This window comes from Pseudomonas sp. I8001 (assembly GCF_013385345.1).
Lineage (GTDB): Bacteria > Pseudomonadota > Gammaproteobacteria > Pseudomonadales > Pseudomonadaceae > Aquipseudomonas.
Window position 1 is genome coordinate 404567 of record NZ_JACAQC010000007.1, and the last position, 13909, is coordinate 418475.

The following is a 13909-nucleotide window of genomic DNA, read 5'->3' on the forward strand; positions in this document are numbered from 1 at the left end:
GCAAGTCCGGTCAATTATTGTTACATCTAGAGTAGGTGTAGCGGCTGGATATCCCATTGGCAATGAGTGACAAATGAGTAGACATTTAACGCCATGAATCAGGAGAAATGCCCATGAGCAAAAAGATTGCAGTGATCCTTTCCGGCTGTGGCGTGTACGACGGGGCTGAGGTTCATGAAAGCGTGATCACCCTGCTGCGCCTGGACCAGCGCGGCGCCGAGGTGCAGTGTTTTGCGCCGAACATTGCCCAGTTGCATGTGATCAACCACCTGACGGGGGAGGAGATGCCCGAGTCGCGCAATGTGCTGGTGGAGTCGGCGCGCATTGCCCGTGGCGAGGTGAAGGACATTCGTGAGGCCAACGCCGAGGATTTCGACGCACTGATCGTGCCCGGGGGGTTTGGCGCGGCGAAGAACCTGTCGAACTTTGCCGTGGAAGGCGCCGGGTGCAGCGTCAACCCGCAGGTGCTGGAACTGGCCGAGGCGTTTGCCGAAGCGGGCAAGCCCGTCGGGCTGATCTGCATCTCGCCGGCGCTGGCAGCGAAGATCTATGGCCCAGGCGTGACCTGCACCATCGGCAATGACGCCGACACCGCAGCCGCCATGGACAAGATGGGCGCCACCCACCAGGAATGCGCGGTCGACGACATCGTCGAAGACAAGGCCCGCAAGCTGGTGAGTACCCCGGCCTACATGCTGGGCAAACGCATCAGCGAAGTGGCGTCAGGCATCAACAAGCTGGTGGACCGGGTGCTGGAACTCACCCACGAGAACGATTAGGCCTTCATCAGCCGGGTCAGAATCCGATCCAGCGAATTGGCAAACGCCTGCTTGTCCTTGTCCCCATGGGGCGGCGGGCCACCGCCCATCTGGCCCTGCTCCCGCAGATCGGTGAACAGGTTACGCACCGCCAGCCGCTCGCTCATGTTCTGCGGGCTGAACTCCTTGCCTCGTGGGTCGAGCGCAGCCACGCCATTCTTCACCAAGCGGTCGGCCAACGGCACATCGCTGCAGATCACCAGGTCACCGGGCACGGCGTGCTCCACCAGGTAGTCATCGGCCGCGTCCGGGCCGCTGGGCACCACGATCAACTTCACGCACGAGAAGCTCGGCTTGATCTGGCTCTGCCCGGCCACCAGCACCACTTCGAACTGGCGCTTGAGGGCGAACTTCACCACCTGATCCTTGGCTGCCCGGGGGCAGGCGTCTGCATCGATCCACACGCGCATGGTTAAGCCACCACCCGGCGCTTTTCAGCCAGCCGGCTGCGACCGTACAGCACCACAATCGCCAGGATCGCCACAGCCTGGGCGCTCAGGGAATAGGCATCGGCGTGAATGCCCAGCCAGTCGAAGTCAAAGAACGCGACCGGCCGGGTGCCGAAGATCCCGGCTTCCTGCAACGCCTTGACGCCATGCCCGGCGAATACCACCGACAGCGCGCACAGCAACGCCGCGTTGATGCCGAAGAACAGCGCCAGCGGCAGTTTCGCCGAGCCCCGCAGAATCACCCAGGCCAGGCCCACCAACAGCACCAGCGCCGTGGCGCCACCGGCCAATACCGCGTTGTGCCCGGCAGGGCCGGCCTGCAACCACAGGGTTTCGTAGAACAGGATCACTTCGAACAGCTCGCGGTACACCGAGAAGAACGCCAGCATCGCAAAACCGAAGCGCCCGCCACCGCCTACCAGGCTGCTCTTGATGTAGTCCTGCCAGGCGGCCGCGTGACGGCGGTCGTGCATCCACACCCCGAGCCACAGCACCATCACGCTGGCAAACAGCGCCGTGCAGCCTTCCAGCAACTCGCGCTGGGCGCCGCTGACGTCGATCACATAAGCCGCCAACGCCCACGTCGCCAAGCCGGCCAACAGCGCCAGGCCCCAGCCGACGTTGACGCTGCGCACCGCCGATTGCTGGCCGGTGTTACGCAGGAACGCGAGAATCGCCGCCAACACCAGGATCGCTTCCAGGCCTTCGCGCAGCAGGATCAGCAAACCGGAGATGTAGCTCAGGGACCAGCTCAAGCCATCGCTGCCCAGCAGGCCGGCGGACTCGGTGAGCTTGCCCTTGGCCACATCCAGGCGCTGCTGCACTTGCTCGATCGGCAAGCCGTCCTGCAATGACTGCCGGTAGGCCATCAGGGCCTTTTCGGTGTCCTTGCGCACGTTGGCATCAACGTTATCGAGGGAGCTTTCAACCAGCTCGAAACCTTCCAGGTAGGCGGCTACCGACAGGTCGTAGGCCTGCTCGTGCTCGCCATTGCGGAACGCGGCGAGGCTTTTGTCGAGGGTGGCCGCGGTGTAATCAAGCAACTGCGCCGGGCCACGCTTGACCTGCGGCGGTTGGGCGCGCTGGGCGCGGAAGGTGGCAACTGCGCCGGGACCTTCGGCAGCCAGCACTTCGTTGGGGGTCTGGCGCGCGAGGTCGGCGAGATTGAAGGACTTTTCACTTTTCGCGGCAGCCGGGTCGGCGGTGAAGCCGGCGATATAGGTCGCCAGGTCCCAGCGCTGGCGGTCGTCCAGTTGATCGGCAAACGACGGCATGTCGGTGCCTTCCACGCCCAGACCCAGGGTGTTGTAGATCGCGTAAAGGCTCAAGCGATCGAGGCGTGCAGCGTCTCGCAGGTTGGCGGGCGGCGGCGTCATGCCCACGCTTGCGGGGCCATCGCCGGCGCCTGTGGCGCCGTGGCACACCGAGCAGTTCTGCGCGTACAGCGGCGCACCGCGCGTCGGGTCGGGGGTAATGGCCGGGGCCTGGCTGACTTCATAGGCCACTGCCAACTTGGCGCCCAATTGCCGGGCCTGGTGCGCAACCACCGCGCCGTCCTGATGGGCCGTTACGGCGGCCAGCAGTTCATCCACGCCTTTGATCAGTTCGGCGCGCTCGGGCTTTTCCGGTAGATCGGCCACCAGCCCCTGCAACACCCCGAGAAACTCTACCTGTTCACGGTATTCGGAATCATCGATAACCTTGCCCGCCTCCACTGTCGGGGGGTAGTCCGCACCGATGTAGTCCAGTAAATGCAGGGCTTGGGGCGCGCCCTCGGCAGTTGCAGCCAGCAGGTTGAAACTGCACGACATCAACGCCGGCAGCACCAGCCAGGCAAGAAAACGGAAGGGGGCAATCATGAATGGATCTCAAATGGAAATACGAAGTAACACATTGTCAAACCTTACGGGGTTTGACTCAAGTTGTAAGTGATGTGGGCCTGGGTTTACCAAGAGGCGGATGATGGCCTCGTTACCGGAAAATGGATCCAAAAGGCCATTGTTTTGCCAGTAATCGGGCTTATAATGCCGCGCCTTCGTTATTGCGAAATGGCATTTTCGCTCCTCTTTTTATGAGGAATTGGCAGGATGCAACGCCTTCCTGCCATTGGTGATTCGGCCCGACCAGCACATTCGGCCGATTACGTTCAGGGAAGAAGCTCTCCGATGGCATCTCGCGCCTTTACCTCGCTCGCGCTCGCGGCAGTGACCTTGCTGTCCGGTTGTTCGATGTTTCGCAGCTACGACACCGAGCTGCAAGCCACCAATCAGCAGTTGGCCACCGGCAACGTCGACGCCGCGCTGACGCTGCTTGAGAAGAACAACACCGGCGACGACAAGGACCTTCTCTACTACTTCGAAAAGGGTGAGTTGCTGCGCGCCAAGGGCGACCTGACCGGCAGCCAGGTCGCCTGGCGCAGCGCCGACCTGCAAGTCTACAAGTGGGAAGAGTCGGTCAAGTTCGACACCGACAAGTACCTCGCGCAGTTCGGCGCCTTCCTGGTCAATGACAAGGTCCGCCGCTACGAAGGCTACGACTACGAAAAGGTCATGCTCACCACCCAGATGGCCCTCAACCTGCTGGCGCTGAATGACTTCGACGGTGCCCGCACCGAGATCAAGAAGACCCACGAACGCGAAGCGGTGATTGCCGACCTGCGGGACAAGGAATACCTCAAGAGCGAAAACGAGGCCGAGCGCCAGGGCATCGCGACCCAGTTCAAGGACCTGCGCGGCTACCCGGTGGAGAGCCTCAACGCCCCTGAAGTGGTAGGCCTGAAGAACAGCTACCAGAGCGCGTTCAGCCACTACCTGGCCGGCTTCGTCTACGAAGCCCTGGGCGAAAAAGACCTGGCCGCACCGGGTTATCGCAAGGCCGCCGAGCTGCGCCCCAACACACCGCTGCTGGAACAGGCCCTGCTCGACCTGGACAAATCCAAGGTCGGTGCGGACGAGACTGACGTGCTGATCGTGGTGCAAAGCGGCCTGGCGCCGGCCCGCGACTCGATTCGCCTGCCGTTGCCGATCCCCATCGACGGCCACCTGGTGATCACGCCACTGTCGTTCCCGGTGATCAAGCCCGACACCTCGACCGCGCCCTTCGCGCAGATCGGTGTCGACGGCCGGCAACAGAACCTCACTGCCCTCAACAGCACCACCGCCATGTCCCGCCGCGCCCTGCGGGATGACATGCCGGGGATCATCCTGCGCACCACCGTGCGCGCCGTCACTCGCGGCGTCACCCAGAACAACCTGAACAAGACCAACCCGATGGCGGGCCTGGTACTCGGTATTGCCTCGGCCGTCACCGAAGGCGCCGACACCCGCACCTGGCGCACGTTGCCGGACATGACCCAGGTGACACGCCTGCGCCTCAAGCACGGCGAGCACCAGGTCAGCCTGCCCAACGCCCTGGGCGGCACGCTGGTAACGGTCAAGGCCGACCAGCGCTACCAGGTGATCACCCTGCGGGTGGTCGGCAACCAGGTATTCGCCGGCGGTCTCGCGGCCCACGTGGTGCAGAGCAATCCGCCCCAGGCCGTCGCCACTCTCAAACAACCTTAAGGAGCACGCTATGCGTCATTTCATCCTCGGCGCCCTGACGCTGATCCTGCTGGCCGGTTGCGCCACCCCGCTACCGCCGGAACCCGGAAGCGCCGCGAGCAAGATCGTGGTGATGGGCAAGTTCAAGGGCATCGCCGTCGGCGCCATCCGGGTCGCCCGGGAAAACGGCTTCCTGACCGCCAAGGTGCAGTTGAGCAACATCACCAGCAGCAACCAGATGATGTATTACCGCTTCGCCTGGCTGGGTGCCGACGGTTTCCCGGTGGGTGATGAAGAGACCTGGAAGGTGCTGAACCTCTACGCAAACCAGGCGACCTTCCTGCCGGCCATCGCCAACCTGCCCCAGGCTGCCGACTTCCGCCTTGAAGTGAAGACGCCTTGATCCACCCACTCATTCAGTTTCAGAGAGACATCCCCATGTTTGCACGCTTCTCGTTCCTCGCCGTGGTGGCCGTCCTGGCCAGCGGCTGCGCCAACACCTCGCCAGTCCTGGGCGGTAAAAACATCAGCTACGGCGACAGCAAGGCCGTGGAACTGGTGACCAACGAGTTCGGCTCCACCGACCTGCAGATGATCGCCGAAAGCATGACCCGCTCCCTGGCCCAGTCCGGCATCCTGCAAGGCCGCCCGGTGGTGCAGGTGTATGACGTGAAGAACAAGACCAGCGAGTACATCGATACCCGCGAGATCACCACGTCGATCAAGACCCAGCTGATGAAGACCGGCACCGCCCGCTTCGCCAGCGACAACACTGACATGCAAAGCCAGGTCGACCAGCTGAAGCTGCAGAACCAGAGCGGCCTGTATAAGAAGTCGACCGTCAGCAAGACCGGCAACATGGTCGCCGCCAAGTACCGCCTGGAAGGCTCCATCAGCTCCATCGTCAAGCGCAGCTCGGACTACAAGGACGTGTTCTACAAGTTCAGCCTGCAACTGGTCGACGTCGAAAGCGGCCTGGCCGAATGGATGGACGAAAAAGAAATCCGCAAGACCACGGAGCGCTAAGCAATGCGTGCATGGATCGGCATGATCGGCCTGCTGTGCGCCTTTGGCGCCTCGGCCGCACCGAAGATCGCGGTAACCGACCTGGCCTACGAGGCTCGCGTGGAGGAGTACATCCACCAGGTCGCGGCCAGCAATAATTTCCAGGCCAGCGCCTACAACGCCAGCGGCGCCTCGAGCTACAGCGAATACGAAAGTCGTACCAGCTACATCGAGCAGACCGAGCTGCGCAAGTTCAGCGGCGACATCAAGGGGGAAATCCTCAAGTCGCGGCAGTTCCAGCTGGTGCAGGGCACGCCTTACACCGCGGACGCCAAGGGCGATGTGTATGACGTGATCAAGCGGATCAAGGCCGGTAACTTCAAGGGTGCGGACTACGTGCTGTTCGGCACCTTGTCGGACATCGACTTCACCCAGGACATCAACGCGCTGGACCACACCAACAGCTACTCGGCGGTGCTGGGCCTGACGCTGGTGGCGGATTTCAGCCTGATCAACACCCGCACCTTTGAGATCACCTCGGCGTTTACCGCCATGGGCGAAGGCCAGGACACCAAGCTGGTGAACAACCGTGACGTGCGCGTGAGCCTGAACCGGCCTCGCGTGGTGCGGGAAGTGTCGAAGGCGTTGGGCGAGGATGTGGCGCGGCAGTTGGCCGAACAACTCGGCGGTGGTTATCAGGAAGCACCTGGACAGCCTGCATTGCGCAATAACCTGCCACGGGATGAAGCGCCGAAGATCCTGCGCTGAACGAAAATCCCGCTACCGACATAAAACCAATGTGGGAGCGGGCTTGCTCGCGAATGCGGTGGATCAGTCAATACATCTGGTGACTGACACTGCGCATTCGCGAGCAAGCCCGCTCCCACATTTTTGATCCGGTTTCGTCAGTTACGCCGTTGCGCGATGCAAGCTGGCCAGGAACCCCGCCGCCCCAACGAACAAGCCAGCAAACGTACGGTTCATGCGTTTCTGCTGCTTCGGTGTGCGCAACAGGCGCAACACTTTCGACGCCAGCCCGGTGTAGCCGGCCATCACGATCATGTCCACGCAGATCATTGTCGCACCCAGGATCAGGTATTGGTTCAGCAGCGGCGCCTGCGGGTTCACGAACTGCGGCAGCACCGCCAGCATGAACACCAGGGCCTTGGGGTTGCTGGCGTTGACCAGGAACCCGCGGAACATCATCGCCATCGGCTTGCCGATCGGGCGAATCGCCGCGTCATCGCTCAGGTCGGTTGGCAGCGCGCGCCATTGCTTGATGGCCAGGTACACCAGGTACGCTACGCCAAACCATTTGATCGCATAAAACGCGGTGGAGGATGCGGCAAGAATCGCCCCCAGGCCGCCAGCGACCACGGCGATTTGCATCGCCAGGCCCAGTTGCAGGCCCAGGGCGTTCCAGTAACCGCGCAGGAAACCGTATTGCAGGCCGCTGGACATCGACGCAATGGCACCGGCGCCAGGGGAAAGACTGATGATCCAACTGGCCAGGAAAAAGGCCAGCCATGTGTCGAGCGCCATTACACACCTCAGAGCTTAGTTTGCTGAATGTTTCTAAACTAACGCTGCCGGCTGAGAAATGGCTAGAAAAATTTTGGGGTGCGCCTTTGTGGCGAGGGGGCTTGCTGTGGCGAGGGAGCTTGCTCCCGCTGGAGTGCGTAGCGCTCCCGGCTTTTTTGGGGCTGCTACGCAGCCCAGCGGGAGCAAGCTCCCTCGCCACAGCAAGCTCCCTCGCCACGGCAGCTCCCTCGCCACAGGTTAAGGCAGCACGTCGCTGCCGCGCCAACGGCGCACCGAGCGCTGGAAGAACAGGCTGTTGGGCACTTGCACCATGACACTGCCGGTTCCGGCCTCTTCCACTTCGATCAGCGTGGTGTAGAGCAGGTTGATCGCCACCACCCGGCCTTTGACGCCGGGCTTGTCGACGGTGTCCACCAACTCGACCACATCGCCCAGGCGGAACGGCCCGACGGTGAAGATCAGGATGGCGCACAGCAGGTTGGACAACACCGACCACATGGCGAAGAACGCCACCGCGGCCACCGCCACAAAACCCGACAACGCCGTCCACAACACCGTGGCAGAGACGCCCAGGCGCTCCAGCACGAAGATCAGCGCGCTGCCCATGATCAGCCAGCGCAGGCCGCCGCGCAGCGGCATCAGCAACTGCGGCGGGAACGGATAACGTTCCCCCAGGCGGTTCAGGCATTTGGCGACGAAACGCTGGGCGAGATAGCCGGCCAGCAGGATCAGCAGAATCTGTACGGCCACCCAGATCGGCGCGATCCATTGGGCCGGCAGCGGCAGTTGCAGCGCTTCCATCAGGACAGCGCCTCCAGCTCCGCTTGCAAGGATTCCAGCAGTTCGAGGGCTTCCATCCAGGTCTCCTCCAACTGCGCTTCACGTACCTTGAGCTTGGCCTGTTCGGCCAGCAGGTCGCGCAATTCATCCTTGCGGGCCGGCTCGTAGACGGCGCTGTCACCCAGGCTGGTTTCGATCTTCGCCAGCTTCTCGTGGATCTTGCCCAATTCGGCTTCCAGCTTGTCCGCTTCACGCTTGTGCGGGGCCAGTTGCTGACGCAATGCAGCCGCGGCCTGGCGCTGGGCCTTCTTGTCGGTCTTGTCCGGGTTGACCGGCGTGTTGCTGACCGGCGCGTTGCGCAGGCGGTAGTCCGACAGCCAACGGGCATAGTCTTCCAGGTCGCCGTCGAATTCCTCGACCTTGCCGTCAGCCACCAGCAGGAAGTTATCCGTGGTGCTCTTGAGCAGGTGGCGATCGTGAGACACCACCAGTACCGCGCCGCTGAATTCCTGCAGGGCCATGGTCAACGCCAGGCGCATTTCCAGGTCGAGGTGGTTGGTCGGTTCGTCGAGCAGCAACAGGTTTGGCCGGTCCCAGGCGATCAGGGCCAGGGCCAGGCGGGCCTTTTCGCCACCGGAGAAATTCAGCACCGGCTCGTCGATGCGCGCACCACGGAAGTCGAAACCACCGAGGAAGTCCCGCAGGGTCTGTTCGCGTTCGGTCGGCGCCAGGCGCTGCAGGTGCAGCAGCGGGCTGGCCTTGGCGTCGAGGGAATCCAGCTGGTGCTGGGCGAAGTAGCCCACCACCAGGTTCTCACCGCGCACCAGGCGGCCGGCCAGGGGCTGCAATTCGCCCGAGAGGTTTTTGATCAATGTCGACTTGCCCGCGCCGTTGGGGCCGAGCAGGCCGATCCGCGCGCCAGGGGTGAGCTGCAACTTGACCTTCTCGAGGATGGTCTTGTCGCCATAGCCCAGGCGGGCATCGGAAAGGTCCAGCAACGGGCTGGAGATTTTCACCGACTCGCGGAACACAAAGTCGAACGGTGAATCGACGTGGGCCGCCGACAGTTCTTCCATGCGCTCCAGGGCCTTGATCCGGCTCTGGGCCTGACGGGCCTTGGTGGCCTGGGCCTTGAACCGGGCGATGTAGCTTTCCATGTGCGCGCGCTGCGCCTGCTGCTTCTCGTAGGCCTGCTGTTGCTGGGCCAGGCGTTCGGCACGGGCGCGTTCGAAGGCGCTGTAGCCGCCGCGGTACAGGGTGATTTTCTTCTGGTCGACGTGGGCAATGTTGTCCACCACGGCGTCGAGGAAATCCCGGTCGTGGGAAATCAGCAGCAAGGTGCCCGGGTAGCTTTTCAGGAAGTCTTCCAGCCACAGGATCGCATCGAGGTCCAAGTGGTTGGTCGGTTCATCGAGCAGCAACAGGTCCGAGGGGCACATCAGCGCCTGGGCCAGGTTCAGGCGCATGCGCCAGCCACCGGAGAAGTCGGCGACCGGGCGGTCCATCTGTTCGTTGGTAAAGCCAAGGCCGGCAAGCATCTTGCGCGCACGCGCGTCGGCGGTGTAGCCGTCGGCGCTGTCCAGTTCCGAGTGCAGGCGGGCCTGTGCGGCGCCGTCCTGGGCTTTCTCGGCCTCGGCGAGGTCGTGTTGCACCTGGCGCAGGCGCAGGTCGCCATCGAGCACGTAGTCGATCGCAATGCGGTCGAGGGTGTCGATCTCCTGGCGCATATGGGCGATGCGCCAGTCGGCCGGCAGCAGACAATCCCCGGAGTCAGGAGTCAGCTCACCCAGCAGCAAGGCGAACAACGTGGATTTGCCGGCGCCGTTGGCACCGATCAGGCCGGCTTTGTGACCGGCGTGCAGGGTCAGCTCGGCGTCTTCGAGAAGACGTTGCGGGCCACGCTGTAATGTTAGGCTTTGAAGTCGGATCATAATGGCGGCGGAGTCTACCAGCTTCGTTGGCCGCTGGCTTGGGTGTGAATATGTGCGCTGACCTGTGGAGCTTTGCCCTCTCGACTTACGCCCGCCCGGGCGTCGAGGACGCGTGCCTGCGCTTGCAGGCGCAAGGGGCTGATGTGTGCCTGGTGTTGTGCGGGTTGTGGCTGGAGCAGCGGGGTGTGGCGCCGGAAACGTCGCGCTTGCAGGCACTGCGGCAGATCGCCGGGCCGTGGCAGGCGGAGGTGGTCGAGCCGCTGCGGCAAGTACGCACGCAATGGCGGGCCATGGCGCAGCAGGATGCTGAGCTGGGAGCGTTACGGGAGCGGGTCAAGGCTTTGGAATTGGATGCAGAAAGGCTGCTGCTATCACGCCTGGAAGGTGTGGCGCAGCGTTGGCCGATGGCCGAGGTGAATCATCAAGCATGGGTTGAAGGACTGGCGGCCGAAGCCGCCAACCTTGACCACGACGCGCTGCATCAGCTGCGCGCCGCGGTTACCGGCACTTAGGAAGCGCTGGTTGGGGTGACGCTTGGCGCTGCCGGTGCAGGCGTGCTGCTGGCCGGAGCGGTTGGCGCTGTGGTGCTGGCAGCAGGTGCAGCCGGGGTCGCAGGCTTCGCAGCTGGAGTAGCTGGTTTGGCTGGTGCTGGCTTGGCGGCGGCAGGTTTAGCGGCTGGTTTGGCAGCAGCAGGTTTGGCGGCCGGCTTGGCAGCTGGTTTCGCAGCAGCAGGTTTAGCGGCCGGCTTCGCGGCTGGTTTTGCAGCAGCAGGTTTAGCGGCTGGCTTCGCAGCTGGTTTTGCAGCAGCAGTTTTAGCGGCTGGCTTGGCAGCTGGTTTTGCAGCAGCAGGTTTAGCGGCTGGCTTCGCAGCTGGTTTTGCAGCAGCAGTTTTAGCGGCTGGCTTCGCGGCTGGTTTTGCAGCAGCGGGTTTAGCGGCTGGCTTCGCAGCTGGTTTCGCAGCAGCGGTTTTAGCAGCTGGCTTGGCGGCTGGTTTTGCAGCAGCGGTTTTAGCGGCTGGTTTGGCAGCTGGTTTTGCAGCAGCGGTTTTAGCAGCTGGCTTGGCAGCTGGCTTGGCAGCTGGTTTTGCAGCAGCAGTTTTAGCCGCTGGTTTGGCAGCCGATTTAGCCGGTGCTTTTGCCGCAGGCTTGGCCGCAGCTTTCGCAGGTGCTTTGGCGGCGACTGCTTTGCTGGCTGGCTTCTTCGCTGCGCTGGCTGCAACGGCCTTAGCCGGAGCACGGGTGCTCAGCACTTTGCCTACAGCTTCCTTCACACGACCAACACCCTGGGCCAATTTCAGGCTCTCGGAAGCATCACGCTTGAGTTGGGAAATGTAGGTGCGGGTTTCGGATTGACGATCCTTGAGGGCGTCGAGCAAGTCCTCAAGTTCTTTGACGGCGTCCTTGGCCTTGGCTTGTGCCTTGGCTTTGCCAGCGGTCGCTGCGCCTTGCAGTTTGGTGCGGGATTTGTGCAGTTTTTCCTGAGCTTTGCCGCGTTGTTTTTCAAGCTTGGCGAGCAACTTCTCAGCATCAGCCAAGGCTTGTGAACAGGCGCTTTCCAAATGTTCGAGCAGGCTGCCCGAAAGTTGTTGGAGCAAATGCAACGGGGTATTTACAGGCTTCTGTTTGGCCGACATGGTTTACCTCCTGGCTGACGTGGGTGCGGCTCATACTAGCCCTCTGCTCTTACCGCCGCTAGGGCATGTTGACAGTATCGATTGGCTTGCGTTGCACCGCACGAAAATTCTTATTGATATAACGAAAATCCACGCCACTTTTTAAGCATTCACACTGGCATAATCCATCGCACTTTCGGCTGGAGAACGCCCATGTCGCGTTACCTTTTTTTAGTGTTGAGCGTGGTGCTTTGCGTGGCCAACGCAAGCGAGAAATCCCCCTCCAAAGATGACCACGACCTGGCCTACAGCCTGGGCGCGAGCCTGGGTGAGCGCCTGCGCCAGGAGATGCCTGGGTTGCAGGTAGAGGCGCTGATCGACGGACTCAAACAGGCCTATCAAGGTAAGCCACTGGCCCTGGACGACACACGCATCGAACAGATCCTTGCCCAGCACGAAGCACAAAACGCGCCGGACAATCGAGCACCACAAAGTGAAAAGGCACTCGCTGCCGAGCAACAATTTTTAGCCAGTGAAAAATCCAAAAGTGGTGTGCGTGAATTGGCAGACGGCATCCTGCTGACCGAACTGACCCCTGGCAGCGGGAAGAAACCGGCGGCCGATGATCGCGTGCAAGTGAATTATGTTGGGCGGTTACCCGACGGGACCGTCTTCGACAAGAGCACACAACCTCAGTGGTTTCGCCTGGACAGTGTGATCAGTGGCTGGCGCAGTGCGTTGCAACAGATGCCGGTGGGCGCGAAGTGGCGCCTGGTGATTCCATCCGACCAAGCCTATGGCGCTGATGGCGCAGGCGAACTGATCCCGCCTTATACGCCGCTGGTATTCGAGATCGAATTGCTCAAGGCGGGCGCCTGAGCCCAAACGAAAAACGGTGCGCAATGCGCACCGTTTTCTTGTGTCGGGGGGAGTCAGGCCTTAGCCGTCAACTCTTCCTTGTGAGCGTTGTGCAGCACTTCGATCAGGCAATCTTCCAGCTCGAAACGCTCGTGAAGCAAACCACCCAGCTCTTTGAATTTTCCTGCAACGCACTGGCCGGCATCACACAGGTCGTTGAACGCCAGCAGCTTCTCGGTGATGACATCGATGCGCGGGTAAATCGTCTCCGCCAAATCGAGGCCACGTTGATCGTCGAAAGCCTCGGCCTCTTTGGTCAACTGCTCGTAGACACCGAAGTGCCCCGCCGATACGTAGTCCACCAATACGCCGCAGAATTCCTGCAATGGCTTGCGGTTCTCGCTGAGCGCTTCGGGCTTGGCACCGAGAGCATCAAAGGCCCGAACCAGTTCGTGACGCGCTTTCAACCAACCATCGATCAGCTTGTGCACCCCACCCCAGCGTTCCTGAGCATTCTGACAACTTTCCAGCATGATGATCTCTCTTCCCTATAGGGGCGCCGCACGCTGCCCGCGCAACACTTCAAGGTTAAAGCGGCAACCGGGCAAAGGTGCATCGAACAGTCTGTTTCAATAACGCGTGCGGGCCAGATTATGCCCGCACGACTATGTCATCAAGGTACGCAGGAGAGAAAGTTCATACAAGTGTTTAATCCCTTCCTACAACCTGCGGTTACCTGTCAGTGCCGTGCAAGGCCAAAACGCTGGCTCAGCAGCAACCGCGAGAACTGCGCGATGCCAAGGATCAGCATCGCTACGAAGAACAGCAGGCTCCACTCGGGAATACTCAAGTCGAACAGCGTCCAGTTGATTTCCACGCAGTCGACGGTGCCCTTGAAGATCAAGGCCAACGTCTCTCTCAGCGACAGGTTCTCGATCATGGATTGAAGGCCGGGCCAACAGGCAGGCAACTGTTCCGGCGGCGTATTTTGCAGCAGCACCTGGCGTACGGCGGTAATGGCGCCCAGCACTGCACACCCCATGCTCGCCGCCCAATACAGGTAGATCCCGGACCGCTTCGGCCCATGAATCGCCGCCACGAGATTGATCAGCGTGAAGGCAGCCACAAGAATTCGTTGCACCTGGCACAGGAAACAAGGCCGCAAAAGCGCGGCGTATTCCAGGTAAAAGGACGCGCCCAGCGTCAGCGCACCAGCCAGGAACGCCAGGAGGAACAGGGAGCGTGAGGGGGCCAAAGACATTGTTTATCCGCAACGCAAGAGATAGGTAGTTACGGTAGAGGAAAGACCTTACCCCTTTCAATACGCGCCAGAGCAGACGATTCCGCGAGAGCGTAGGGATATCCCGTCAGA

The 13909-nt window shown here is 61.8% G+C and carries 15 protein-coding genes; 7 read left to right on the forward strand and 8 right to left on the reverse strand.

All coding sequences use genetic code 11. The features are described 5' to 3' along the window. The first annotated feature begins 113 nt into the window (after positions 1–113). Positions 114–779, forward strand: coding sequence for an isoprenoid biosynthesis glyoxalase ElbB (gene elbB / locus HX839_RS06420; protein ID WP_003214018.1), 666 nt, complete (start codon positions 114–116; stop codon positions 777–779). On the opposite strand, the gene HX839_RS06425 is transcribed toward elbB, so the two are convergent. Together HX839_RS06425 and HX839_RS06430 are read right to left on the reverse strand one after the other, a co-directional pair. Beyond that, positions 776–1228: a YaiI/YqxD family protein gene (locus HX839_RS06425; protein ID WP_003214020.1), complete on the reverse strand. Its 453-nt coding sequence runs from the start codon at positions 1226–1228 to the stop codon at positions 776–778. The two genes, elbB and HX839_RS06425, sit on opposite strands and share 4 nt — an antisense overlap. 2 nt (positions 1229–1230) lie before the next feature. Beyond that, positions 1231–3126: a cytochrome c/FTR1 family iron permease gene (locus tag HX839_RS06430; RefSeq protein WP_177066869.1), complete on the reverse strand. Its 1896-nt coding sequence runs from the start codon at positions 3124–3126 to the stop codon at positions 1231–1233. A gap of 306 nt (positions 3127–3432) precedes the next feature. On the opposite strand from HX839_RS06430, the gene HX839_RS06435 reads away from it, so the two are divergent. From HX839_RS06435 to HX839_RS06450, 4 genes are read left to right on the forward strand one after another with little or no spacing between them, the layout of a single operon-like run. After that, complete coding sequence (locus HX839_RS06435; RefSeq protein ID WP_177066870.1) at positions 3433–4830, forward strand: COG3014 family protein; 1398 nt, start codon at positions 3433–3435, stop codon at positions 4828–4830. A gap of 10 nt (positions 4831–4840) precedes the next feature. Continuing rightward, entirely contained in the window at positions 4841–5212 is a 372-nt protein-coding gene (locus HX839_RS06440; protein WP_177066871.1) for a YcfL family protein, read from the forward strand. Positions 5213–5247: 35 nt separating this feature from the next. After that, the gene (gene lpoB / locus HX839_RS06445; RefSeq protein ID WP_003214026.1) at positions 5248–5835 is read left to right on the forward strand and encodes a penicillin-binding protein activator LpoB; all 588 of its coding nucleotides are present in this window, start codon (positions 5248–5250) and stop codon (positions 5833–5835) included. 3 nt (positions 5836–5838) lie between these two features. Continuing rightward, positions 5839–6582 (forward strand): penicillin-binding protein activator LpoB, encoded by a 744-nt coding sequence (locus tag HX839_RS06450; protein WP_087693297.1) that lies wholly within the window; start codon positions 5839–5841, stop codon positions 6580–6582. Positions 6583–6723: 141 nt separating this feature from the next. On the opposite strand, the gene HX839_RS06455 is transcribed toward HX839_RS06450, so the two are convergent. The 3 genes from HX839_RS06455 to HX839_RS06465 form a co-directional block, all read right to left on the reverse strand. After that, positions 6724–7356, reverse strand: a complete 633-nt coding sequence (locus HX839_RS06455; RefSeq protein WP_003208844.1) for a LysE family transporter — start codon at positions 7354–7356, stop codon at positions 6724–6726. Positions 7357–7593: 237 nt separating this feature from the next. Continuing rightward, a complete protein-coding gene (locus tag HX839_RS06460) occupies positions 7594–8157 on the reverse strand; it encodes a mechanosensitive ion channel family protein (RefSeq protein ID WP_008439307.1) in 564 nt (187 codons plus the stop codon). Then, entirely contained in the window at positions 8157–10067 is a 1911-nt protein-coding gene (locus tag HX839_RS06465) for an ATP-binding cassette domain-containing protein (RefSeq protein ID WP_003208841.1), read from the reverse strand. Before HX839_RS06465 ends, HX839_RS06460 begins: the two co-directional genes overlap by 1 nt. A gap of 50 nt (positions 10068–10117) precedes the next feature. On the opposite strand from HX839_RS06465, the gene HX839_RS06470 reads away from it, so the two are divergent. Next, the gene (locus HX839_RS06470; protein ID WP_177066872.1) at positions 10118–10579 is read left to right on the forward strand and encodes a TIGR02444 family protein; all 462 of its coding nucleotides are present in this window, start codon (positions 10118–10120) and stop codon (positions 10577–10579) included. Here HX839_RS06470 and HX839_RS06475 read toward each other — a convergent pair. Further along, entirely contained in the window at positions 10576–11700 is a 1125-nt protein-coding gene (locus HX839_RS06475) for an AlgP family protein (RefSeq protein WP_177066873.1), read from the reverse strand. The genes HX839_RS06470 and HX839_RS06475 overlap by 4 nt on opposite strands. Positions 11701–11892: 192 nt before the next feature. Between HX839_RS06475 and HX839_RS06480 the strand changes: the two genes are divergently transcribed. Then, positions 11893–12558 (forward strand): FKBP-type peptidyl-prolyl cis-trans isomerase, encoded by a 666-nt coding sequence (locus tag HX839_RS06480; protein ID WP_008439319.1) that lies wholly within the window; start codon positions 11893–11895, stop codon positions 12556–12558. 53 nt (positions 12559–12611) lie between these two features. Here the strand turns inward: HX839_RS06480 and rsd are convergent, their stop codons facing one another. After that, positions 12612–13070, reverse strand: coding sequence for a sigma D regulator (rsd, locus tag HX839_RS06485; protein ID WP_177066874.1), 459 nt, complete (start codon positions 13068–13070; stop codon positions 12612–12614). A gap of 206 nt (positions 13071–13276) precedes the next feature. Beyond that, the gene (locus tag HX839_RS06490; protein WP_003208831.1) at positions 13277–13798 is read right to left on the reverse strand and encodes a disulfide bond formation protein B; all 522 of its coding nucleotides are present in this window, start codon (positions 13796–13798) and stop codon (positions 13277–13279) included. Positions 13799–13909 lie beyond the last annotated feature (111 nt).